The sequence below is a fragment of the Fervidicola ferrireducens genome (assembly GCF_001562425.1).
GTDB classification, from domain to species: Bacteria; Bacillota; Thermosediminibacteria; order Thermosediminibacterales; family Thermosediminibacteraceae; genus Fervidicola; species Fervidicola ferrireducens.
Map to the genome: position 1 here is coordinate 23,239 of NZ_LOED01000001.1, position 24,182 is coordinate 47,420.

Annotated in this window: 21 protein-coding genes; 2 read left to right on the top strand and 19 right to left on the bottom strand. The window is 45.2% G+C overall.

Annotated elements, in window-relative coordinates; all coding sequences use genetic code 11:
• Window positions 1-60: 60 nt before the first annotated feature.
• The 4 genes from AN618_RS00110 to AN618_RS00125 form a co-directional block, all read right to left on the bottom strand.
• Complete coding sequence (locus AN618_RS00110) at window positions 61-1,161, bottom strand: ABC transporter permease subunit (RefSeq protein WP_222926169.1); 1,101 nt, start codon at window positions 1,159-1,161, stop codon at window positions 61-63.
• Window positions 1,154-2,191 (bottom strand): ABC transporter permease subunit, encoded by a 1,038-nt coding sequence (locus AN618_RS00115; protein WP_066350549.1) that lies wholly within the window; start codon window positions 2,189-2,191, stop codon window positions 1,154-1,156. Before AN618_RS00115 ends, AN618_RS00110 begins: the two co-directional genes overlap by 8 nt.
• The gene (locus AN618_RS00120; RefSeq protein WP_066350551.1) at window positions 2,191-3,810 is read right to left on the bottom strand and encodes a sugar ABC transporter ATP-binding protein; all 1,620 of its coding nucleotides are present in this window, start codon (window positions 3,808-3,810) and stop codon (window positions 2,191-2,193) included. The genes AN618_RS00115 and AN618_RS00120 overlap by 1 nt, the downstream gene beginning before the upstream one ends.
• A 93-nt stretch (window positions 3,811-3,903) precedes the next feature.
• A complete protein-coding gene (locus tag AN618_RS00125; protein ID WP_066350554.1) occupies window positions 3,904-5,073 on the bottom strand; it encodes a DUF3798 domain-containing protein in 1,170 nt (389 codons plus the stop codon).
• 220 nt (window positions 5,074-5,293) lie between these two features.
• Between AN618_RS00125 and AN618_RS00130 the strand changes: the two genes are divergently transcribed.
• Entirely contained in the window at window positions 5,294-6,046 is a 753-nt protein-coding gene (locus AN618_RS00130) for an SIR2 family NAD-dependent protein deacylase (RefSeq protein WP_066350557.1), read from the top strand.
• Here the strand turns inward: AN618_RS00130 and AN618_RS00135 are convergent.
• The 12 genes from AN618_RS00135 to AN618_RS00190 form a co-directional block, all read right to left on the bottom strand.
• Window positions 6,024-6,926, bottom strand: a complete 903-nt coding sequence (locus AN618_RS00135; RefSeq protein ID WP_066350973.1) for a selenium metabolism-associated LysR family transcriptional regulator — start codon at window positions 6,924-6,926, stop codon at window positions 6,024-6,026. The genes AN618_RS00130 and AN618_RS00135 overlap by 23 nt on opposite strands.
• A gap of 26 nt (window positions 6,927-6,952) precedes the next feature.
• The gene (gene sfsA, locus AN618_RS00140; RefSeq protein WP_066350560.1) at window positions 6,953-7,642 is read right to left on the bottom strand and encodes a DNA/RNA nuclease SfsA; all 690 of its coding nucleotides are present in this window, start codon (window positions 7,640-7,642) and stop codon (window positions 6,953-6,955) included.
• An 11-nt stretch (window positions 7,643-7,653) separates the two neighbouring features.
• A complete protein-coding gene (locus AN618_RS00145; RefSeq protein WP_066350563.1) occupies window positions 7,654-8,355 on the bottom strand; it encodes a DUF6391 domain-containing protein in 702 nt (233 codons plus the stop codon).
• Window positions 8,356-8,415: 60 nt separating this feature from the next.
• Window positions 8,416-9,771, bottom strand: a complete 1,356-nt coding sequence (locus tag AN618_RS00150) for a GlmL-related ornithine degradation protein (RefSeq protein WP_066350566.1) — start codon at window positions 9,769-9,771, stop codon at window positions 8,416-8,418.
• A 5-nt stretch (window positions 9,772-9,776) separates the two neighbouring features.
• Entirely contained in the window at window positions 9,777-11,981 is a 2,205-nt protein-coding gene (gene oraE / locus AN618_RS00155) for a D-ornithine 4,5-aminomutase subunit OraE (RefSeq protein WP_066350568.1), read from the bottom strand.
• Complete coding sequence (locus AN618_RS00160; RefSeq protein WP_066350569.1) at window positions 11,982-12,371, bottom strand: ornithine aminomutase subunit alpha; 390 nt, start codon at window positions 12,369-12,371, stop codon at window positions 11,982-11,984.
• 11 nt (window positions 12,372-12,382) lie between these two features.
• Window positions 12,383-13,789 carry a 2-amino-4-oxopentanoate thiolase subunit OrtB gene (gene ortB, locus AN618_RS00165; RefSeq protein ID WP_066350570.1) on the bottom strand — a complete coding sequence of 469 codons (1,407 nt, stop codon included), beginning with the start codon at window positions 13,787-13,789 and terminating at the stop codon, window positions 12,383-12,385.
• 1 nt (window position 13,790) lies between these two features.
• Complete coding sequence (ortA, locus tag AN618_RS00170; protein WP_066350571.1) at window positions 13,791-14,102, bottom strand: 2-amino-4-oxopentanoate thiolase subunit OrtA; 312 nt, start codon at window positions 14,100-14,102, stop codon at window positions 13,791-13,793.
• The gene (gene ord, locus AN618_RS00175) at window positions 14,095-15,147 is read right to left on the bottom strand and encodes a 2,4-diaminopentanoate dehydrogenase (protein ID WP_066350572.1); all 1,053 of its coding nucleotides are present in this window, start codon (window positions 15,145-15,147) and stop codon (window positions 14,095-14,097) included. Before ord ends, ortA begins: the two co-directional genes overlap by 8 nt.
• Before the next feature lie 178 nt (window positions 15,148-15,325).
• On the bottom strand, window positions 15,326-16,714 hold the full coding sequence (gene nhaC, locus AN618_RS00180) for a Na+/H+ antiporter NhaC (protein WP_066350574.1): 1,389 nt from the start codon (window positions 16,712-16,714) through the stop codon (window positions 15,326-15,328).
• A gap of 223 nt (window positions 16,715-16,937) precedes the next feature.
• On the bottom strand, window positions 16,938-18,590 hold the full coding sequence (locus AN618_RS00185) for a M20/M25/M40 family metallo-hydrolase (protein WP_066350575.1): 1,653 nt from the start codon (window positions 18,588-18,590) through the stop codon (window positions 16,938-16,940).
• Window positions 18,591-18,641: 51 nt separating this feature from the next.
• Window positions 18,642-19,712 carry an alanine/ornithine racemase family PLP-dependent enzyme gene (locus AN618_RS00190; protein WP_066350578.1) on the bottom strand — a complete coding sequence of 357 codons (1,071 nt, stop codon included), beginning with the start codon at window positions 19,710-19,712 and terminating at the stop codon, window positions 18,642-18,644.
• Window positions 19,713-19,956: 244 nt separating this feature from the next.
• On the opposite strand from AN618_RS00190, the gene AN618_RS00195 reads away from it, so the two are divergent.
• On the top strand, window positions 19,957-21,636 hold the full coding sequence (locus AN618_RS00195) for a Na+/H+ antiporter NhaC family protein (protein ID WP_066350580.1): 1,680 nt from the start codon (window positions 19,957-19,959) through the stop codon (window positions 21,634-21,636).
• 60 nt (window positions 21,637-21,696) lie between these two features.
• Here AN618_RS00195 and AN618_RS00200 read toward each other — a convergent pair whose 3' ends face one another.
• The 3 genes from AN618_RS00200 to AN618_RS00210 are packed head-to-tail and all read right to left on the bottom strand — an operon-like array spanning window position 21,697 to window position 24,031.
• Window positions 21,697-23,106 carry a sigma-54 interaction domain-containing protein gene (locus AN618_RS00200; RefSeq protein ID WP_066350586.1) on the bottom strand — a complete coding sequence of 470 codons (1,410 nt, stop codon included), beginning with the start codon at window positions 23,104-23,106 and terminating at the stop codon, window positions 21,697-21,699.
• 23 nt (window positions 23,107-23,129) lie between these two features.
• Window positions 23,130-23,504, bottom strand: coding sequence for a DUF1284 domain-containing protein (locus AN618_RS00205; RefSeq protein ID WP_066350587.1), 375 nt, complete (start codon window positions 23,502-23,504; stop codon window positions 23,130-23,132).
• Window positions 23,505-23,521: 17 nt separating this feature from the next.
• The gene (locus tag AN618_RS00210) at window positions 23,522-24,031 is read right to left on the bottom strand and encodes a thioredoxin family protein (protein ID WP_066350588.1); all 510 of its coding nucleotides are present in this window, start codon (window positions 24,029-24,031) and stop codon (window positions 23,522-23,524) included.
• Window positions 24,032-24,182: the final 151 nt, after the last annotated feature.

Consider the following 24,182-nt stretch of genomic DNA (forward strand, 5'->3'; position numbering starts at 1 on the left):
AACCTAAAAATACTAAAAAAATAAGAGGCGGTTACGCCCCTTGAAGCCTTAAGTAATTTTTTATTCAGCTGATTCTGCTCTTATATTAGCATCAAAATTCTTCTGAATCGCGTGCAATGCCAGTGAAAGGGCAATTACGCCGTAAGCCACGAAAGACCTGAAAAATTCCCCTATTTGCGGGTCACCGAAGAGGTTTTTCCCCGCATTGGGCGAAACTATAAACAGTGTATGGAACAAAATGGTGCCTATTATGGCATTGCTTATAGTAGCTTTTGTAACCGAAGCTCCACCCACTAAAATAGCCGCAACGGCAAACATTCCAACTTGTTCGTGGCTACTGTAAGTCTGAAGGGTCCCTATGTTCTGCAAAAAGATTATCTGTCCCCACGCTGCAAGAAGGGTTGATATCGTAATAGCAACCAGTCTTGTCCTGTCCACGTCAATTCCTGCCACTTCCGCCACGTGCATATCCTGACCTACCGCCCTGAAATCCTGTCCGATTTTAGTCTTCAGGATAAATTTGGTAAAAAGGCACAAAAGCCCAATCAATATGAAAGAAGCGACGGGTATTCTTACCCCCACTATATTAATGCTTAACAGATTATCCAAGGCATACTGGATGAGCGAAAGGTCTATGGCGTTCTTTAAACCGATGCCGCCCGGCAGCACGATTTCCGGGTTCTTTATAGGAATGATGGTACCTACAAACAACAAAAACACTAGCTGGTACAATCCCATCGCGAAAAAGCCCAGAATCAAACTGGTAATCATTTCCTTGCCCTTGGTTTTATTTAATAATATACCGGTGGCATATCCGAAAACCAGCGCAAAGGGAACTGAAATTAACATAGCAAGGAACAGACCTAAAATGCCGCCTATATTCCACACTTTTATTGCGATAAGGCCTATTTGCCCTGCCATAGCCCCTATAACAAGAGCGAAATTCAGTCCCATTCCTGCCACCACAGGGATTATAAGGGACAAAACCAGGAAAAGATTCCTGTCCAATCTATTGACAATCTCGTTCACGATGTAAAGGAAGCTTAGTTTGGAAGCCACAACCCCTCCCAGACATATCACGAAAAACAATAGGGGAACCATATTGCTCCTTATGAGTTTTATCAGTGTTTTTTTCGAAAACATAGCTTTCATCTCATTCATTCCCTCCCACCCTGGTTAATGCGTACAAAATTACTCCATTACTTACTATTATCCTCACTACCTCCGAGAGATTCCCTTCCGGCATCATTCTATTAATCACCGGCAGCGAAATGGTAAGGAGGGATTGAAATAAAATCACTCCAGCTATTACGTTGGAAATGGAAGCCTTTCTCGCTGTTGCTCCGCCAATTAATATTGCGGAAATCGCAGCGAAAGGCATCATCAAGGGGCCGGTGTAAAGCTGGAAAAATCCGTAGCTTTGGGCATACACAAGTATGCCGATTCCGCCCAAAACCATGGAGAGTATGGTCCCTATTGTCCTATATTTATCCACATTAATCCCTGAAGCTTGGGCAAACCTGGGATTGCTCCCCGCAGCCATCATGGCGATTCCAGTCTTGGACCTCAAAAAAAGCCAGATGAAGAAACAACAGACGGCAAAAAACAAAAAGGTACCTATGGGTAAGTCAACATTGGGCAGAGTTATCAACCGGTCCAGCACCTTATCGTATTTATTTGCCAGGGTTATGGTGGTTCTGAGACCTCTTCCTCCTATTGCCCACACCATTTCGGGATTCCTAAAAGGAAGCAACAACCACCCGATGCACATCAAGGACACGACTGAAAAACCCATGTATGTCCCTACGGTCATCTCGTCCCCTTTAACTTTATTTAACAAGATGGAATACAAATAACCCGCCATTACCGAAAGAGGAATGGAAATCAAAACCGCAGTCAAAAAACCCTTCAATCCCACGATGTTCATTTCTATAGTTATGCATCCGGCAATCAAACCGCATATTATTCCTATGGAAAGTGCAAAATTGAGTCCCGTTCCCGATACAATGCTCGGCACCATCGCCAGCACCAAAACGCTGTTCATGCCTATTCTTACGAGTGAGTCCTTCAAAAGCCCGTAAACGCTTTGCTTTTGTATAATTGCTATAATGAGGAGTATTATAAGCAGGATTGTTATAAAAACTTTAGGATAACCGTACTTATCTACGAGCTTTTGCCACAGGTTTTTCATTACAAAGCCTCCTCCTTCGAATGGGATTTGTATTCTCCGGCCATCATCAGTCCGAAGTCGGTGTCTGAATCCTGAGGACTTAAGATGCCTTCGATTTTTCCGTCGTAGACGATTGCAATTCTGTCGCAAATCGAGCGCAGTTCTCCCAATTCGCTGGAGGTCATAACTATGGTCATGCCCTTTTCGACATTGAGTTTCACCAGCAAATCCAAAACCAGTTTCTTTGCCCCTATATCGATACCTCTAGTGGGTTCAGAAACGAACAATATGTCCGGCTCAAGGACAAGAGCCTTTGCTATGCAGACCTTTTGCTGGTTGCCGCCGCTCAGCTGCCTGGTCTTTTGGGTGGGGCCGGTGCATCTTATATCCAGCTCCTTTATGTACTTTAAGGCATTCTCCCGCACCTTTCGTTCATCCAGAAGCTTTATCCAATTTAAGCCCAAAAGGGGCTTTAAAAACATCCCTTTTACCTGCATGGCCCCTATGGCTATATTCAATTCGATGGATTCGTCAAGCATCAAATTTACGCCGCGCCTATCCTCCGACACGAAGGCCAAACCGTTTTCCATCGCTTTTCTGGGATTGTTCAATTCAATCTTTTTGCCGTTTTTATATACCTCCCCTTTTGCCCTGTAAAGCCCCATTATCCCGTTGGCGATACCTATCTTCCCCTGGCCCGCAAGACCTCCTATACCTAAAATTTCTCCTTTGTAAACATCCAGATTCACACCCTTTACTTCTTCCCCCGGCATATCGACGTAAAGATTTCTAATCGACAAAATAACCTCACTGCTTTTTTCTACCCTGCCCTTACTTTTTTCAACCCTCTCTATTTTCCTTCCTACCATCATTTGAGCCATTTTTTCAACGGACGCTTCTTCCTTTCTCATGGAGCCTACTTTTTCGCCGTCCCTTAAAACCGTTATATTATCAGCTACGGCCAATACTTCATTTAATCTATGGGTTATGAATAATATTCCTATACCTTTGGCAGCCAGCATCTTCATGGCATCGAGCAATTTCTCGGCTTCGCTTTCGGCCAACACAGCGGTAGGTTCATCGAAAATAAGCAGTTTTACATTCTTCTTGTCTATTTCCCGCGCTATTTCCACAAACTGCATGTATCCTACAGGTAGCCCCGCAACGGGAAGCCACTCATCTACATTCATCCCAAGCTCATTCAATGCTTTTTTTGCATCTTTTCTCATGGCGGCCACGTCTAAAGTCTTAAGTTTGGGTCCGAAAATTCTACTTGCCACATTGTCCTTCAGTATCTCCCGGTTTAACTTTATGTTTTCCGTTATCGTGAATCCCGGAAGGAGCATGAACTCTTGGTGGACCATCCCAATGCCGAGCTCCATAGCATCCTTAGGCGACTTTATTTCAACTGGTCTTCCCTCAAATAGTATTTCGCCAGTAAATCCGCCCGTGCTGAAGATTACCGGCATTCCGAAAATGATGTTCATCAGAGTAGATTTCCCCGCACCGTTTTCTCCCACCAGTGCGTGGATTTCTCCCGGCTTTACGGCGAGGCTAACTCCCTTTAAAACTTTGTTTCCGTAGTATTCCTTTTCTATTTCTCTCAGCTCTATAATGTAGGTATTTTTGTTTTCTCCCATATCAAACTTTCACCTCTAGAAGAAAATAAAAAATATCACTTATGAGGGGATTGCCCTTAAAAAGCAGCAATCCCCCCTGCTTCCAAAATTAAATTAGAAGGTTATGTAGTCGCTCAGAACCATATAGTAATTGTCGTGCTTTATTTCCTTCCCATCCGCACCCACCTCGACGTAATTGCTTATTTCAATCTTCGTATCTCCGGCAACTTCCTGTAAACACTTTTTAAAGGCTTCAGGGTCGTTTCTAGATGCTAATTTCCCTTCCGCATAAAGTTTCGCGTATTCCACCGCAGCCGCCGTAAAGAGCATTCCTGCTGGAATCGGCCAGGTGGAGAACCTGCCCGTTCCTCCTTTTTCCGCAATTTTTGCCTTTATCTGCTCTATCACGTAATCCACGTCTCCGGCCTTGTCAGGAGGAATGTTTATGCCAAGGGCACCCGGATAGCCGTGGAAGGGGCTCGGACAGCACTGCTGCACCACCATGGCCCCCTGTTCCAAGGCTGTTTTTATCAGAGGCTCCTGCATACCGCAGTTGGTGCTGAAAAATACGGTATCCTTGCCGTACTCGGCAACTTTCCGCGGAATGTCCTCGATTATAAATTGCTGCGCACCGGGCAATCCCGCATCACCTGTGGGGTCAGGTGCAGTGGCGTCGACGAATTTTATCCCCGCTTTTTCACACTCCTGCTTCAATATGTCTCTTCTCCTCGCAAGAAGCGGGTATGACATGTGCCTCGGGAATGAATAATGCACAAAGGTCTTAGCTCCAAATTTTTTGGCCTGTTCCACCATTTTGTAGCCCATGGAAAGTTCATCGGCCTGAATAACTATATCGGCCTTGTCTCCGATGACATCCTGCTCGGCAGGAGTTATAGCTATCAATAGAACGTCCGGGCGCTGCTGCCTTATTTTTTCGAAAGCCGCTGCCGCGCCGGGAACCGCCTGATTCATAATCAGAGCCTTAACATTCTTGTCGGCGACCAGGGCAACAGCATTGGCTATAAGAGTCTCCTGCTCTTTCATAAAGTTGTCGGGCATCGTCTGGGTAACTATAATATCCGGATACTTTTTCTGTGCCTGCTGGGCAGATCTGAATTCTTCTTCGTTTTGAGAGACGGTATTGGTGTAGATGGCAATCTTATAGCCCGAACCTTGAGGAGCGTTTCCACCCGAAGAGGAACCCTGCGTGCCGGTGTTCCCGCACCCTGCTATGCTCAAGCAGGTCGCTAAGATTAAAAATACAGAAATAAGCTTTTTTATCACTAAAAACCCCCCTTTTGATAATTTGAATGTTATGATTTTTAATGATTTATATTTTCTGTATTCACCCCTTCCTTAAAATATTTTATATTCTTGATGTAAATAATATTATAAATTGTGATTTGATAATCAATGGTATTTCTTATTCGACATTTAAAACAAAAATTCCTTCAATATCATAATTTGATTTGAAGTTATATAATTATCTTTGAGGTGATCACATATGTCGATATCAGAAAAGGACATCATAAAAGAATCGGCGGAAATAATAAAAAAATCCCGCCATACGCTAGTACTTACAGGGGCAGGAATAAGCACTGAAAGCGGGATTCCCGATTATCGAAGCAAAGGCACAGGTCTTTGGGAAAAATACGACCCTATCCAGAAAGCAAGTTTATCCGCCCTGATGCATAATCCTAAAGAATTTTACGAATTCAACCTGCCGCGGTGGAGCAGCTATATTGATGCCAAACCCAACATAGCGCACAAAGTATTAGCTTTAATGGAAGAGCAAGGACTGATATATGGAGTGATTACCCAGAATATAGATGGGCTACACATAAAGGCGGGTTCCAAAAAAGTATGGGAAGTCCACGGACACCTTCGCACATGCCACTGCATGGAATGCGGCAGGTCCTATCCTTTCACAGAATTAAAAGAGCAATACGAAAAAGGCGTAAATCCCCCTCGGTGCAGGAAATGCAGCGGAATGCTTCGCCCCGATGTGGTGCTCTTCGAAGACCCAATGGGTAAGGATTATTATCGAGCTTTAGAGGCTTTAAGGGGATGCGACCTTTTGATAGTGGTGGGAAGCAGCCTTCAGGTTTATCCTGTTGCCGATATGCCCGGATACGCGGAAAAGCTAATAATAATAAACAGGGAACCCACTCCCTGGGACAAAAAAGCCACTTTAGTTTTTCACTCATCTGCGGGTGAATATTTCGCAAAATTAGCTAGGGAATTAAATTTAGAATAAATTCTTTAAAAGTAGCGGCATTCGGCGAGAGGGTTCGACCTTTTTTGTACACCAGATAAAAGTTCCTGCGAAGGTCTAGGTCCTCGATGCGGTAAACATTTATAAAGCCCATCTTTTCGTAATCCAACACAGCCTTTTGAGATACAACGGAAATCCCCATACCTTCTTTTACAGCATGTTTTACCGCTTCGGAACTGCCGAACTCCGCAACGACATTTAAATCTTCGAGTTTTATACCTTTGTCGCTCAATGCCTTTTCAAAAACCTTTCTCGTGCCGGAAGTTTTTTCACGCAATACAAATCTTTCTTCAATAATATCGCCAATTAATACCGACTTTCCTTTTTCAAACCTCTTTTTTTCCCAGCAGGCGGGCGTTATCAGCACCAGTTCATCGGTCATAAAAGATTCAAATACCAGCTCGTCGGTCGTCAAAGCGGTACCTACAATACCCATCTCAACTTCCCCGTCGGAAACCATTCTTATAACCTCTCCCGAATCGGCCTGGTGTGCCTTTAACTTAACCCCGGGATACAGTTCGTTAAATTTTTTTATCAAAAATGGCAGTATGTAGACCGCCGGAATGGAGCTTGCGCAAATCTTGAGTTCCCCCTCCACGGTCCCCAAAAAATGCTTAATTTCTTCAAGAATCCTTACTTTCTCCTCCAAGATGAGTTTTGCTTTTTCGTACAAAATCCTGCCTGCCGGGGTTAATTCTACTTCCTTTCCCCGCCTGTCGAAAAGTTTTGCGTTTAGTTCTTTTTCCAGAGAAATTATATGGGAGCTTACCGTGGGTTGAGTCAAAAAAAGCGAAGCCGCAGCTTTTGAAAAACTTTTATTTTCCGCTACTTTTACGAAAGCTTCTAACTGATGGAATTCCACCGTGAAAACCCCCGTCATTTTTTTGGTCACAACTGTACAGGCAATGGCCGAAGCAGCACCACTTCATCTTGAGTTACCCGGCAGCTGTATGCGAAAAGTTCAACCCCGGCATTTGCGGCGACCCTTAGAGCTTTCCCGAAATTTTCGTCCATCGAATCATTGGGTGAAAAAATTTCTGCATCATCTCTCTGTACCACGAAAAATACGCCAGCCCCGAATCCCTCTTTTTTTGCTTTTGCAAGCTCTATCATGTGCTTTGCGCCTCTTTCCGTCGGCGCATCGGGAAAGAGGGCCTTGCCTTCTTCAACCAGGGTTACACCCTTGACTTCCATATAATAGAAAATTTTGCCATCGTTTCCAAGCGCGATATCAAAACGGCTGTTGCCACAGGGTACTTCTGTCTTCACCCAATCGTAATCGAGTTTCAACAACTTCTTTTTTGAAAGTTCGCTGGCTAAAAGCCGTGATGGCAAGGTCGAATCTATGGATACGAGGGTATTGCCCTTGTACACCATTATCAGATCATAAGGGTATTTTCTATGTGAATTTAGAGCTTTTTGCAGGATCACCCGGGCGCCCGGTGTCAGAAGCTCTTTAAGCCTTCCGCTGTTTGGAACGTGCACATATTCCGGCTTGTCGTTTATTTTCACGGAAGCGACAAACCTGTTCAACCTTTTTTCAAAAATCCCGTCGACCTTTTCGCCATCGATCTTCATAGTCCTTTCTCCTAGAGCAGCAATCTAAATCGTCCGGATTCAAATTCGGTCCTTATATAATAAGTTCTGTTGGGGTTAAAAAAATTTTCGAACGGAAAACCGAAAATAAAACCTCTACCATAAATATCTACGATCATCAAATCCCTCACATCCGGATAGGTGGTAAAAAACTTTTGGAGCACCCTGCCAAATGGAATCGCCAGCATGTTCGAAACCAAAAATGCCAATAAAATATTGATTATGGAAAGATGGTCGTAAAAAACCAGTACTAATATGAATACTACCGAAAAGAGGAAATTCGCCCCCGCCATAGAAGTCCCGCACCGTGGGTGGATGGCGAGCCGACTTTCGCCGTTCTTCATGCGGAAGAGAGCTTCCCTCGCCGCATCCAAAACTTCATAAGCCGGCGGAAGGTCAGGCCCCGATATCGAAAATCCATCGGAGTAAGCAAGACCGCCTATGCGAAGCGTCCTGCCGTACCTTTCTTCCAGCACATTAATGGTGGCGTGTTCAAGGCTGTGATTCTTCCTTACCCGCTTGTCCGTGGCGATTTTTAGTAGCTGCCACGGAATGGTTACGATGTTAAACAGAGACTGGAAAACGAATACATACGGAAGCAGGAATATAAAGCCTATGAGGAAAAAAGCAAGAATCGGTAAAAAGAGATACGGGAAAAACAAAAGGAGCAAAAATAAAAAAATCAAAAACGGCATAACATCACCCACTTATAGTATACCGTTTTTGACCTGCTTTTGGCAAGGATTTAGGAATTATTATTTCAGCCTCAAGCTTTTTTTAAGTAGCTCTTTCGCATCGGAGGGACATTCTTTTGACAGCACGCCCACAGAAGCCATTATGTAATCCCAATCTATCAAAACTTTCGCGTCTTCACCGGGCAGCAGCTTCTTTGTCCCGGCTTTAGCCTTTATTTTTTCCAATATATTTTTCCCCCCGGGAAGCCGGGTAAAAGCTCCGCCCGTTCCGATTATCCACTTTACCTGGGTCAGGTCCTTCCCCTGAGCCACGGTGTATCTTCCCGTCGGTCCGTATAGATGCTTTATCTCTCCCGCATGGCGATTGACCGCCGTTACGGTAGCTATCTCCGCCAGGAATTCCGCGAGTTTTATCTCGTCGGGATTTTCGGGCACCGGCGGCTGATTTTTCAGGGCCTCTTTTAAATTTTCACCGTAAATTCTCTTTGCTTCTTCGAAACCTACTATTTCTATCACGTTGTACCTATTTAAATAAACTCCCAAATCTCCTTCAACCGTCCTTTTAGCAACGGGTTCCGGGGATAGTAATATCCTGTTTATCTCCTCCGAACCTTCAGTTACCGAATGCACATCCGTCGTGGCCCCGCCCACATCTATTACCATCAAATCCCCTATGTCTTCTTTTAAAAGTACCGCAGCCATCATGACAGCCCCTGGCGTCGGCACTATTGGTCCGTCCACCATGGTGCGGATTTTTTCCATCCCTGGCGCAACCACTATGTGCTCTTCGAAAACCTGCTGAATTACCTTTCTCGCAGGCTCCACGTTGAGTTCGTCAATTCTGGGGTAGACATTTTCCACGAAAAAAACTTTGTTTTTACCCTCAAAGATGGAAGCCACTTCATCCCTTGCCGCCACGTTCCCCGCGTAAATTATGGGGGTATTCAGGTTCAACCCTGCAATTTTTTTTGCGTTTTCGATAACAGTTTTCTTTTCGCCGTAGTCAACCCCTCCCGCCAAGAGAATTATATTCGGCCTTATCTTTTTAATCCTCTCAAGCTCAGCATCGCCCAAAACACCTGCCGTCGTCATGTGCAGGACCGCTCCGGCGCCCAAAGCCGCTTCCCTGGCCGCCTTTGCCGTCATGTCGTGAACTAGTCCGTGGACAGTCATCTTAAGCCCGCCGGCTGCGCTGCTGGAGGCCATCATCCTCTGCCATTTTAAAGGACTGCCCAGCTTTTTCTCCAAATCTTTTATGGCCTTTTCAAGACCAACGGTAACATCTCCCTGCAGCACAGTAGTAGGTGCAACCCCCTGCCCCATAAATCGAGGACAGGGGGTGCCGATACCGCAAAAAGCATTGACCAAAGTAGTGGTGCTGCCTATTTCCGCTACAAGCACATCCACCTCTACCACTTGAATTAACCTCCATTTTTTTCAATTTTCTCCTTCATTTTTTTCACCAGGAAACTGGCCACGTGGATCCCTTTGGTGCCGCGCCCGAATCCGGCGTCAAGCCCCGCTTCTTTAGCCATTTCATCGGTGACCTGCGTTCCGCCGCCCACGAGGATGACCTTCTCCCTTATGCCCTTTTCGATGCAAAGTTCGTGCAATTTCCTCATATTTATTCTGTGGATATCGGCGTGGGTGATGATGGTGCTTATGAGTATTGCATCAGCATCGATTTCTATGGCCGCATCCACCACCTTTTCCACCGGAACGGAAGTTCCCAAATAATGGCATTCTATTCCGAAACCTTCAATCCCTCCATGCTTGATATCAATAATTTCCCTAAGTCCCACGGAATGCTCATCCTCTCCAACCGTAGCCGCCACGATTTTCATGGGATGTTCCTTTATAAAGCTCCTTATCTCTTCTTCCGAAAGCACCTCGGGTTTCTTTGGAATCGAAAGCGTTGCAGGGTCAATCGCGAATGGGACTTTCCCCTTTATTTCAAGATAAGTGCCTTCCGCGGGATGCATTATCTCGCGGTGGATTACTTCAGCATCCTGCAGTCCCATCCTTTTTGCAATCTCGAGTCCCGCAGCTTCCGCCACCTCTTCCTTGACCGGCAGGAACAAGTTCAAGCAAACAACTCCATCGGCAAACCACTCTACTTCAGGTTTTATAAGGCCTTTTTCTCTGAGTTCTCTCGTCTCTTCCAGCCTCACGTGGACGTTGTCTTTTTCATCCAGTTCATCGATATAAGCTATCTTATCTGGATTGCAAAGGGTGCACCCTCCTATCAAATCGCAGGGGTGCTCCAGTCCCTCCGGCAGGTTATTGTAGCCAAAATGGTGGCAAACGGGCGCCATGTAGTCTTCGTCCCTTTTTACCACGGTCCCGGCTCCAACGCCGCCATCGATTTTTCTTACGATTCCATCGCCGTTACGCTCTGGGTAAAATCCCGAATCCACGAAAAATCCCATTTCTACGGCCTTGAAATATCCGCCCACTTCCAGGATTTCTTCTAAAAACAGCACGGCTCTCTCCTTTAATTCTCTCACTTTTTCTCCGAGCGGGCCATCCCTTTTTATTTGGACCATCTCGGTCAAGCCGTCCATACCAACAAGAGCCTGTTTCGCCGTGTCCACGGCCTGGATGTTGAAGTAATGCCAGGGCACGTTTCTCCCCTCGTCTGGAGTGATGGTGCTCTGTATATCTGCACCGGTGAGGCGCGATATGAGGAGGTTAAGGACGTGCGTTACGGTGGCCTCCCTCGTGCTTGATTCGATGTACTTCGTGTTCATCTGGGCACGCATCCTGAATCCTTTAAAAAGCTCCCGTAGGGCCACAGCATAGGGCAGGTCAAGCCTCAAACACGGAGCCGGGGGCGCCGTCGGCGGCACTGTCGAAAGGCAGATGTTTTCTTTTTTCATGCCGACCTTTAATGAATACATAGCATTTATGGCGTGCTGCACCATGAGCTCAGGCATTACCTTCCAGGCTTCCCGGGCGGTGGCGTTGGCATTGTGGGCGCCGTCTATTTGTATCATATCGGCCCAGGCCATTATCTTTTTTGCTACCGCCGCATCGACGAAAGAACGCACCATATTGACGTTCCTGTAGAGCACGTTATACTGCGGGTCCTGGTGGGCGCCGTTTACCCCTTCCTCTGCAAACAGCACTGCCACCTCAGGTCCCGCCACACCGCTTACGTAGGAGTGAAAGTTTATCGGCCTTCCCACCTCATCTTCTATCATATCAAGAGCTTTTCTTGTAGCCCGAAGCTGTTTTCTGGTTATCGGAACTCCCCCTACACCTTCCGGAGTACCCTCAATAAGGCCGTCAAAGTGGCTCTGCCCTGCTGTCCTGATGACCATGATGTGGTCCGCACCGTGCCAGGCCGCCATGCGCATCCTGCGGATATCGTCTTCAAACCTGCCGGAAGCAATTTCCGTGGTGATGACGAAATCCGGCTGTGGGTCTATGTTTCCGAAATACTTGGCAGCTGGAAGCGGGATGCTGTTTTTTAAGCTTTTTGATGTTTCCAGGTATTCAAAAGGCCCTATTTTCTGGTTTTCTACCTTTTCACGCCAGTGCCAGCCCCTGCGCCGGGGACGGTAGTGTTCCAGGTCCTTCAGTATTTCTTCAATATTCAGCTTTTCATCTTTTTTAAGTTCCATTTACATCACCTTCCCCACGATCGATGCGTCAATTTTTAACGCCATGGCTTTTTCTATTTCGTCCCAGCCCTCGCCTCGAGCCAATTGATTCCCGGCTTCTTTAACGGAAATCCCTTTATAAAGGGCGTATTTCAAAACCACATGCCCCGCTCCCTTTCCGAGCAATCCCTTTTCCACGCACCTTTCCACAACGGCTTTGGCTGTGAGGCTGTCAAAACCCATCCTGAGCAGCACGGACCTTTCTATAGAAGGAGATGTATGGGTTCGCGCAAGCTCAATCAGAGGGTCTACTATCTTCTCGGTGAGCTCCCAGAACCTTTTTTCTAATTCTTCCTCCGTGAGATTTGCAAGGTGCTTTCGCCTTTCTTCAAAGTCATCTTTCCTCTGCATTTTCCCACCTCCTAAAATTTAACTCCCAGTTCATCTAATACGCCTTTTACATATTCCTCATCCGTCTTTGTATCTTCGGCCAGAAATTTTATGTCTTCCTCCGTCAACTTTTCGACTTTATAATTTTCTATACAGTTGCTGATATAGGATTTCCTCAAGACGTTCAGGTCAATTTCCTTTACCCTAATTTGAGAAGGATGTTCCGGGATAATTATCCTCTCGCCGGGCTTGTCGTCGGCAGGATCACCGCGGCGCACTTCTATACCCATTTCTTTTGCAAAAGTAAGCTGAGCCGACGGCAGTTTCCCCGCACCTGTGTATTCCGTTTCCTGCACTACGAGAATCTGGTCTTCGTCCATCTCTTGAGCTATGGCAAAAGCTGCAGCAAGGGACGTGTTACCCGCCGGGCCCCTTTCCAGGCCTTCGAGCTGTGCTAAAGCTTCCGTTATGTAAAAGACCTCGCCCTGACTTACGGTCACGTATCTATCCAGGTAGCGCAGGGGCCTTGCGGCATTTCTCGGCACGTCGGCCCTGTCGGGCCATGTAGCAAAGGGAACGCCGAAGCCCGTATGTCCCGTGGTAAAGGATTTCCTGTTAAAGTCCCTGTCGCTTGCCATGTGAAGCCCTGAAAGATCTACGCTGGCACCGATTATCTTCGTATTTTGGCAGCCCGCCTTCAAAAGGCCCCTTGCGGTGCCGGTTACGTTCCCGCCGCCGGCATGGGTTATGACCACTGCGTCGGGGTCTCTGCCGGCGATTGCCCTTACCTGCTCCGCCAGCTCGTATCCCAGAGTCTCAATCCCGGCTATGGCAAAGGGTGTGTAAAGCGAGGCATTGAAGTACCCGGTCTCCTCCAGAAGGCACAAAAAGGTGTAAAAAAGTTCCGGTCCCACAGTAAGCTGGATCACTTCTGCGCCAAAGGCTTCACACTTTCTCCCTTTTTCCAGTATTTCAGGCTGGCCCCTGCCTCGACTGTCGAATACCTCCTGAACCACAATGCAGTTTAATCCCCTCATGGCAGCCTGCGATGCCACCGCCGCCCCGTAATTTCCGCTGGTGGCGGCTATTACCCCTTTATATCCCAATTTTTGAGCCCTGTATACCGAAACCGATGCCCTCCTGTCCTTGAAGCTGCCCGAAGGGTTGCAGGCTTCGTCCTTTATGAAAATCCGGGCTCCCTTACCCGGTGGTGCAACTTTTCGTGCTAGCTTCGTAAGATTTTTAAGTTCCAACAAAGGAGTATTCCCTACCCCCGTCTCTGCCTGTATCTTCCTTACTTCGTCTATGGTATAACCTACTTCCTGCATCATGCGCTCGTAGTCGAAAGCAATGCTGCCCGATTCAAAGATTTGATAGTCTATCCCAACCGCCTTTTTCATTATTTCATTTTTTCTCTTCATTACGGCATCGTAGCTCATGTCACGAGACACTGTCTTCACCTCCCAGGATCTTCCTCAACTCCATCCCTATTGAGAGAAGCTCGGGCACAGGCCTTCCAAAGCCGTGTTCGTATTCGGGATTGATTTTTACAAGCGTACCTTTTACCTTTCGGCCTATTAAAGTCTCGATTTCCACTTCATCGCCTAAATTGGCGTCATGGGTGAGAAAGCCTTTCAGCCTGAATTCAAGCGGCACTTTCTTCGTATCGTCCGGGAGGCGTGCCGACCTTTCTTCGGGTTTTAACACAACCTTATGAATCTGGACCCAGGTCCCTTTTAAAGCATCAGGCATTTTCCCCACCATCCTTCAAAAGTTTCCTCACATCCCCCATGATAGCAGCAGGCACCGGCAGGTCCTTCATAGTAACTAAACCCGGCTTTGCCTCAATAACCTTCGGAATCATATTGACCGCGATGGCAATAGTGCCTATGCCACCAGGAATTTCGGGTTTTATTGCCAGGTTAATATTGGGGGTGCCTTCAATCTCGATATAATCGCCGGTTTCGACGTTTTCCAGCTCCGGCCTTATCTGCTGGGGGTGTTCCAGGACTATAACCGGCTCGCCTTTCCTAAGGCCTATACCGATATGCTTGCAGCCCGCCACCATGCCCGGCTGAACCTTGGCGTAAGGAGTTTCCCGGTAGACCTTCGAAACTATGGGTTCTCTTATCTGCTTTATTTCGTCGATTTCAAGCCCCAAAGCTTCGGAAATAAGGCTTATGGACTCGGGAAAACCGATGTGGCCGACTATTGTACCTTCCTCAAGGCCTCTGTGGAACTCTTCTACAGTGGTCCCCACGCCCTGGGTCCTCATTACTGTGGTGCCGAAAGGCGAAAGGTCGTTTATCCTCCTTGCCGTGATTTTCTTGATATCCATGCACACACCGCTTAAAGCGATTATGAGTGTGTCGAGTACAAATCCCGGATTTATGCCGGTTCCAAGTACCGTTACGTTATGGTCTTTCGCCAATTTGTCTATTTCCCTTGCTATATCGGGTTCTCGATAGGCGGGATAAGCCATCTCTTCGGCAATGGTAATGACATTTTTCCCGCTTTCAATGGCCATCTTAATTTGCGGGAAAATTTCCCTGGTAAAAGAAGAAGTGGCAACAAGAACGATATCAGCATCTTCTTTCAATGCTTTCTCCGACTCGGCGGTTACAGTCACCCCGACTTTACTGCCAAGATTCAGTACTTCTCCCAGGTCCTTTCCGGCCTTTTCCTGCCGCGAAGCTATAGCTCCGACTATCTCCATGCCCTTTTTTTGCAAAATCATCCTGGCCATGCCTCCGCCCATGGCTCCTAGGCCCCAGACGATGACTTTTACGTTTTCCATAAAAAACACTCCTTTGTGACTTTTTTGATTCAGTTATTTTTATTGCAAGAGCAAATTTTATGCCAAATATTTCGTCCCGGAAAAAAGGTTTATTTATAATTACTTGCCGCAAAATTTTTTGCTAAAAAAATACCCTCATCAAGGAGGGTTACTGCAAAAAATTTTTTTATTTTTTATATCAGCTTTTATCATCGTCTTTGAGCCTTTCTATGGTAAATCCCGTAAAACCGTAAATAATAGAAACGATAGGGTTAATGTAATTCAAAAAGGCCCATGGTGCATAGGCGGTCGCCGAAACCCCGAGAACCCCCTTCATAAAAGCGCCGCACGTGTTCCAGGGAACCAAAGCCGAAGTGAGGGTGCCTGCGTCTTCCAGTGCCCGCGAAAGGTTCTTTGGGTGAAGCCCTTTTTCTCTATAGGCTTTTGCATACATCCTGCCGGGCACAACTATAGAAATATACTGCTCAGGCAGCAGCATATTGCTGGCAACGCACGTCAAAATTGTGGAACATATCAAACCTCTGACACTTTTCACTCGCTTTAAAAGCGCTTCCAGAATAACTTCCAGCTGTCCGGTTCTTTCCATAATGCCTCCAAACATCATGGAGGCAATTGTCAATGAAATTGAATACATCATGGCAGTCAATCCACCTGCGGTTAAAAGATCGTCAATCATTTTATTCCCGGTCTCACTAACAAATCCAGAATATCCTGCATTTAAAATCTGCCCCAAATCGGCTCCCTGGAATATAAACGCCTCTATCGCCCCTAAAAGAATGCCCAAAGTTATTCCGGGAATGGCTGGAACTTTTAAAGCTACACAGATAATTACTGCTAAAGGAGGAATGAGCAATAAGGAATTTATATTGAACTGTCCAGCAAGAACTCCCTGTATTTCTTTAATTGTCGAAACATCTACTGCACCGGAACCGTATCGAAAGCCTAAAAAGAGGTATAACAGGGCGGCTATAATATAACTTACACCGGTAGTATAAACCATATGTTTGACATGAGAAAAAATATCCGTCCCAGCTACAGCCGGTGCAAGATTAGTGGTATCCGAAAGAGGCGACATTTTGTCCCCAAAATACGCCCCCGATATTACAGCTCCGGCCACCAGTGGAGCCGGTATTCCAAGTCCTTTGCCTATTCCCATAAGAGCAATACCTATGGTACCTGCTGTACCCCACGATGTACCTGTAGCAAGGGAAGTAATGGAACATATAAGAAGTGCAGCGAGTAGAAAAAACTTTGGTGAAATAATATTGAGGCCATAATATATCATAGTGGGAACAACTCCGGCTAAAATCCACACACCTATCAAAATTCCAATTATTGTCAAAATGATAATCGCCTGTAGAGCCTGGGAAATGCCGTCAATCATGCCTTTTTCGATGTCTTTCCATTTGTAGCCTAGTCTTACAGCTACGAGGCTAGCAAAAAAAGAACCTATTAACATGGGGACGTGGGGGTCGGTGTGATACTTAATCAAACTTATTCCCATGACTGTAATTAGTGCTAAAACAGAAAAAAGTGCTTCATAAAGATAAGGTTTTCTCGGTTGCATTTTTTTCCTCCTTTGCTAATTTTATTGTTACAACTTAACCACATTTATTCAGCAAATTTTGTGCCATAAACATTTTAATTATCGAATAAAACCAAACTTTGATAAATTATCCGGCTATTTTGTAAACGCTTATTCATCTCGGAGTTAAAAACCCTATTCATAATTGTTATTATCGTCAATAAGATCACGCAAATTATTTTGCGCAAAAATTTTGGCATAAATCTCATTTTGTCCCTTTTTGGCTCAACTTTTCTACAAACAATTTTAAAAGCTTTGGAGCAACTCTAAATGAGTAATCAAGTTCTAACCTCTCCGTGTTCTTATGGGCATCTTTTCCTGAGGGGCCTATATTCAGGACAGGTACATCCAGTTTAACAAGATACTCTATTTGGATATCATAAAGATTTCCCCAACCAGGCATATTTTCCGCAAGGAAAACTAGTTCTTCACGACTCCCTTGAAACCCAAAAAAGCTCAAATCAGTTATACCTGCCATATACTCAACAATTTCCAATTCCTCACCGAACTCTTTCCGAGCAAAATCAATAATTTCATTTACTACTTCTAAAATGTTTTTCTCTTTAGTAGTTTGCCTGAGATTTCCTCGATGAGGATAATAAGGCGGCAGAAATCCGATAATCACTTTCGGGTCTTTGTCCGGGTAGAATTTCAGCAATTCCCCGATTAACGCTACACATCTTTCGCGTTCATCCAGGTCGTCCGTAAGGGTTTTAAAAAATTTTCTCACATACTCATTTATATCTCCTGAAAAATTCTGTTTGACGCTCTCGAATAATTCTTGATAAGTTAGAATTTTTGCCTTCCATGGAATATCTACTTTCCTTCCCGAAATTTTGCAAAATTCTTTTGCGGAATCATTTAAATGTCTTATAGTCATATTGAAAGCTTCTTCGGCAATAATTTTCATCTCCATTAATATCTTCTTTGGCAACTTAGTAACCGTCAAATAGTTATAATAGGCCACTCCCTTTCCAGGGATGGTAACCGAATATGCATCTCTCAGGTCCTTCTGTTTTAAACACAACGGTGGGGAGAAAAACTGCTTCTCTTTGCCATCGATGAATTTCGCCTTTGCCTCCAAAAGGATATTTATGTATGAAAGCAACAAATTGGGATTGAACCCATCAGCCCAATCCGCAACATGAGTTTCTTTTCCCACAACGTAAAAGAAAGGCATAATCTTCCCTACAGTCCCTAAATGAATATATCGTTTGGTATCGCCGGGAAACACAGGGCTTGAAGGTTCACAATTGATAGCGGCTATATAGTCTAAACCCATTTCCTCCTGGAATTTGACAAGGTAGGGAACCGCTCCACGCATCCCCGCCGAGTTATTTTCTTCATCCGGAACTGCTAAAAACATTAAATTTGCATTTAGAGAAGCTGGATTTTGTGAAGCTTCTGCCAGAAAAGCCATTTGTATGGCCAAACCTGCCTTCATGTCCATAATTCCCCTGCCAAACAAATAATTTCCCGATTCCAGGTCTCTTGCGGCATCTTCATTCAAAGGCAAATTTCGAAGCCGTTCAGTGTACTTAATGGGGTCGAAAGCTATTTCCTTCAATGCCCCGAAATTTTCCACATCTACAACATCATAATGGCCTATAAAGACTATTGTTTTACTCGTTGGCGGAATAGCCTTAACCAGTGCCAATACCAGACTTCTTCCTAATTCATCATTGGCTATTTCCAACAACTTAAGATTATCTTTATTTTTTTGAAAATACTCTAGTTCCTTTAATATATCGTAAATAAAATTTGCTAGTTCTATCTCACCTTGCGAGCAAGAAAAACTCGGAACCTTAACCAGTTCAAGAGTTAATTCCAGAATCCCCTCTTTGTTGTTATTTATCACTTTGTATCCCCCTATTAAATTTAAAGTTATAAATCACTCTTGCATAAAGCATTAACGAATTACTACCTTCTCCACATAACCGGAAGTCATAAGACTTAACATTGCCGCATAATCCACACCAAACTCTACTATATCACCAACTTTTATTTCAGGACACTTAGTAACATCAAGAATCATATGGTCGCTACTCGCGCCGAGGATTTCAATTCTGCCATTGATCGGCTTCAATCCTTCAATTCGGCAATCCTGCTTTCCTAAGGCGACTATTGCCCTTCTCATAGGTCCTCTGTCCTCATACACCGGTACATTTCCAAAAGCGTCCCGACCTATTTCGCCGATGGGGTATGAAGGCTTTACCTTGACTTCTATTATTTCGGTTTTAAGTTTCATAGTATCCTGAACCGTCCCTGGAACCTTTCTGAAATTATGAGTAGTATCTGTGCCTAGCAGGATACCTTCACCCACTCTAAGCTGGTTTACCCCTTCAGGCAGTTTGCCTCTTTCAACGAGCGACAACGTCGCTGTATTGCCTCCTGAAATGGTCCTAACCTTAATACCGTACTTTTTTTCGATATTAGCCGCCAAATCCACCAGAATTTTCGTGTTTTCGTAGCTTGGAAGTATCGCCCCGTAACAACCGACATTGGTGCCGAGGCCTTCAAACTCTATGCCTTCTAATTTTAAAATTTCCCCAACCACATCTAATACATCTTCCGGCATCACCCCTTCCCTGAGATCGCCTACATCCACCATCAAAATTACCTTGTGGACTTTCCCTAATTTTTTTGCCTCTCTTGCCAAAGCTTTAATTACATCTATTTCTGAATTAAGGCTACCATCAGCGTAATATACCACATCCTGGACTTCCGAAATCATGGGAATTCTTATTAGATAAATCGGATTTTCTACGCCTGCCTTTCTCAAAGCCATTATGTTTTGCATGCGGGAATCTCCGAGCTTTTTTACACCGCCTTCCAGCATCGCCTGGACAACCGGCAAATAGGCACAAACTCCCTTCGTCACGCCCATTATTTCTATGCCTTTTTCGCCGCATTGCTTCACAAGGCAATTTGCGTTGTGCTTTATTTTTTCAACATCGATTTCAATACATGGTCTTCTCATTTATAATCACCTCTCCCTTAAGTTTTTCATGCATGCAAAATTAGCAAACTTCATGCCATTCCCAATTGCCCTAAGACAGAATTCAATACTTCATTTACTATAACGAGCAAAAAAGGCAAAAGCGTGCAAAATATCTTTGCATTATTTCCTAATTTGTGCAATATTTTATAATTTCTGTCTTGCGGCACGTTATTTGCTATAAGCCTATATAACGAACAAAATAATTTGTTAGGGAGGGGATATTTTGCATCGAAAGTGGCTGTTAATTTTTATACTTCTTCTCCTTGCAACACTAGTTTTTGCTCCGGCTTATGGGCAACAGGATGAGAAAAAAGAATCTGAAGTCAATTTTGGAATGCTCTCACTCCTTCCCCCGTTTCTCGCCATAACCTTAGCATTCATCACCAAAGAAGTAGTAGTTTCCCTCTTTCTGGGCGTGCTATCAGGAGCGATAATGATGAATGGCGGCAATTTGTTTGGCGGTTACCTGAGGGCCCTGGACCATTATATCTTGGGCGCTATGGCAGACCCATGGCACGCCGGCATCCTTATATTTTCCTTCACCATAGGCGGCATGGTAGGAATAATAACCAGAATGGGCGGAACTCAGGCGGTAGCTGAAGCTCTCGCAAAACTCGCTAGGAATTCAAGGGGTGCCCAGATAGTAACTGGGCTACTCGGTTGTGCGGTATTTTTCGACGACTATTCCAACACATTGATAGTAGGCCCCACTATGAGACCTCTTTGCGATAAAATGAGAGTTTCCCGCGAAAAACTTTCGTATATCGTCGATGCTACTTCTGCTCCCGTAGCAGGTATTGCTCTTATGTCCACATGGATAGGTTATGAAATAAGTTTAATAAAAGATGTTTATGATAAAATCGGTGAACCTGTGAACGCTTATGCTGTATTCCTTCAAACAATACCCTACCGTTTTTATGAGATTTTCACTTTGTTTATGGTATTCGCACTTGCATATATGATGAGGGATTTCGGTCCGATGTATGAAGCAGAAATTCGGGCACGAAAGACCGGAAAGGTGCTGGCCGACGGAGCAAGGCCCATGTCTGCCATGCATCTTATTGACGTAAAAATTCGCGAGGGCGCAAAGCCCCGGATAATAAATGCAGCAGTACCAGTTATTTCGCTTATCGTGCTCGGATTCGTAAGCCTATGGTACAACGGTGGTGGCCCCGAACTCCCTCTGACCTGGACCGGGATTCGCGAAGCTTTCGGCAAATCGGATACCAGCGTTGCACTGATATGGGCCGCCACCACCGCAACTATTATAACTATAGGATTGGCAGTTGGACAGAAATTGCTGACATTGCGGGAAGCCATGGAGGCCTGGGTGGATGGAGTCAAAGCTCTGACATTGACGGGCGTCATTCAGGTCCTCGCATGGGCCTTGGGCAGCGTCACTGAAGATGTTAAAGCTGCTGAATATCTCATCCAGATCGCTTCGTCTTCCGTAAATCATGCAATAATTCCTGCTTTAGTATTCTTTGTATCATGTATCATTTCATTTGCGACCGGCACTTCGTGGGGAACCATGGCCATTGTAATTCCGCTGGCCCTACCTTTAGCCCATGCCGTAAATCCACAGATTATGCTTCCCACGATGGGCTCTGTACTGGCAGGAGCCATATTCGGCGACCATTGTTCACCCATTTCCGACACTACGATTATGTCCTCCATGGCTTCTTCCGCAGACCACCTGGACCATGTGAAGACTCAAGTGCCGTATGCCGTAACTTCCGCTTTAGTTGCCCTTTTAATCGGGTATATCCCCGCAGGGTTTGGTATGCCGGTATGGGTTTCGCTGATAGCCGGAGCTGGAACCTTATACGGTATAATCAAGTTAATCGGGAGGCCGGTGGACCTCTACAGCTATTTTGACGAACCAGAAAATCGTGGTGTTTAAAAAATCCCGCCATTCACCCTCCTTTTAGGCTCGGTGAATGGCGGTTTGCCTCACTTTACGTTACGTCAACCTATATTTTTTTATTTTATACTGCAACGTCTGCCGTTTTATTTTCAGCCTTTCCGCAGCTTTGGTGATATTTCCTTCGCATTCTTTTAAAGCCTTTAATATAATTTCTCTCTCGATGCTTTCAATTGCTTCCTCCAAAGGCAGCTCGCTTTTAGACGAAGGCTCATTTTTAAACTCTGCATCGACTTTACAAAAATTTTCCGTAATATAAAGAGGGAGATGTTCCACATCTATGTATTTCTCATCGCCAATCATATTCATGGCGCCTTCTATTGCATTTTCCAGTTCCCTCACATTGCCGGGCCAATCGTATTCCCTAAATATTCTCCTGACTTTCTCCGATACTCCTTTTACCTTTTTGCCAAATCTCCCGTTGAACTTCTCAATGAAATATCTCGTAAGGACTGGGATGTCTTCTCTTCTTTCCCTAAGGGGCGGTATTTTTATATATACGACTCCAAGTCTATAAAATAAGTCCTTTCTTATAGCGCCCTTTTTAATGCTTTCAAGAGGGTCTTCGTTGGTTGTCGCGACAACCCTAACATCAACGGGGATGAGGCTTGCCCCACCCACCCGCCTCACGGCCCTTTCCTGCAGAACCCGGAGTAGCTTTGCCTGAAGATTTATCCCCATCGAGTTTATTTCATCCAGCAGCAAGGTGCCGCCATCCGCCTGTTCGAAAAGCCCGGGCCTGTCAACCGCGCCGGTGAATCCCCCTTTTACCGTGCCGAAGAGTATGCCCTCCAGCAAGGTTTCCGGAAGGGCTGCGCAATTTTGGGCTATAAAAGGTTTTCCCTTCCTCGGGCTGGCATTGTGGATGCTCTGGGCAAACAGTTCCTTGCCGGTCCCCGTTTCTCCAAAAATCAGCACCGCCGATGATGTAGCAGCTGCTTTCTTTGCCATATAAATAGCTTTTTTGATTGCCGGACTTTCACCTATTATATCTTCAAAGGTGAACCTCGTAAACGGGGAAAGATTTTCCCGTGAAACTTTTCCTTTTGTTGAATCCTGTAGAAATATCATTTTCTCTGACATTTCCCGCAAAGCCGTAATGTCCTTGGCAATTTCTACAGCACCAAGGATTTTGCCATCTTTTTTCAAAGGCAAAGTCGTATTTATGGTGGTTATCCGCTGGCCCCTGTAGTTAAAATATGTCTGAATGCGATCGACGATAGCTTTCCCCGTTTTCAAAACCTGGTACAGGGTACTCGTTTCCCCGTTTAAAGAGGGGAATATCTCAAAGAGGTTTTTCCCCACCACGTTTTCCGGTTCGAGCCTTTCCAGTCTGCCCATGGCCGAATTGTAAAACACCGTTTTGCCGTTGCTGTCCACGACATGAATTCCAACATCCAAGTTTTCCAATATCTCACTATAAAATTCGTCTAAAAGCCCGGCGGACATTTTTAACACTCCCTGTCAATCTCTCAAGGCCTGCTGCAGTATCTTTCCCAGTCGCACCCTTCGCAAAAGGACAAGAACCAATCTTTAGAGGCCGACGCGACTTTTTCTTTTATTTCACTCCAATTTACCTTTTTCCCCGGGCTGACTTTTAAAAGATCTAAAGCTTTCATATCCAGCTTTCTAATCTCTTCATCCATGCCTTCTTTGTAGCCGCATCGGCCTTCACTTAAATAAGGACACATACCACACACGTCGTCAGGCCCGCAAACGACCCTGATTTTTTCTCCGCTTTCAACTTTCTCCATTATATTTCTCAGATTATCGATGTACTCCTCAGGATAACCCTCGCCGTGGTAAAAGTGCAGGCATACGAGGTGATGCCCCCTCAACCTGATCATAGTTTTCTTTCCCCCATCTATTTGCCTTCGATTATTTCAAGAAAGTCCCCGGCGATAGCTTCCGGATACTTGCCCTGCCGGTACTCCCTCCTGGCCACTATTATATCCGGCTGGTATCCTCTTTCGTAAATTTCTTTTATGAACTTTGGAATCTCCACAAAGGCCCCTAATTCCTCATAATCCTCGTTCATAAAAATTAAGGTTGGTATACGGGGTTTCCCGTCGTATTTGTATTTCTCGAGAAAATCCTCATGTCCTTCCTTTGGCAAGATGGCAAATTCTATTAAATTGTTGATTTCGGCCATTTTAGCCATTACCGGCAGACTTACCATGCAGTCCGGACACCAGGGCTCAGCAAAAACTAAAACTTTGACTATTTTCCCTATTTTTTTAATCCGCTCCACGGTATTTTCGGAAAGCGCCATATCTTTGTAAAACATCTCGAATTTTTCCCTGTAGTTCGGTTCGGCTTTATCCAAAAATTCGTTGTAACTCAAACCTTTTTCGTATAAATCTTTCAACAGCATAAAAATCCCTGGTCATCCAAACTGTGCAAAAGTGCACAAGTTTGGAAGGCTGGGCTATTTATAGTCCGCCCTTTCAGAGAGTGCTCATTCCCAGCAGGCGGTATTTAAGCACTCCCATAGCCCCTGCCCCAAGAAGCAGGAACTCGCGCCC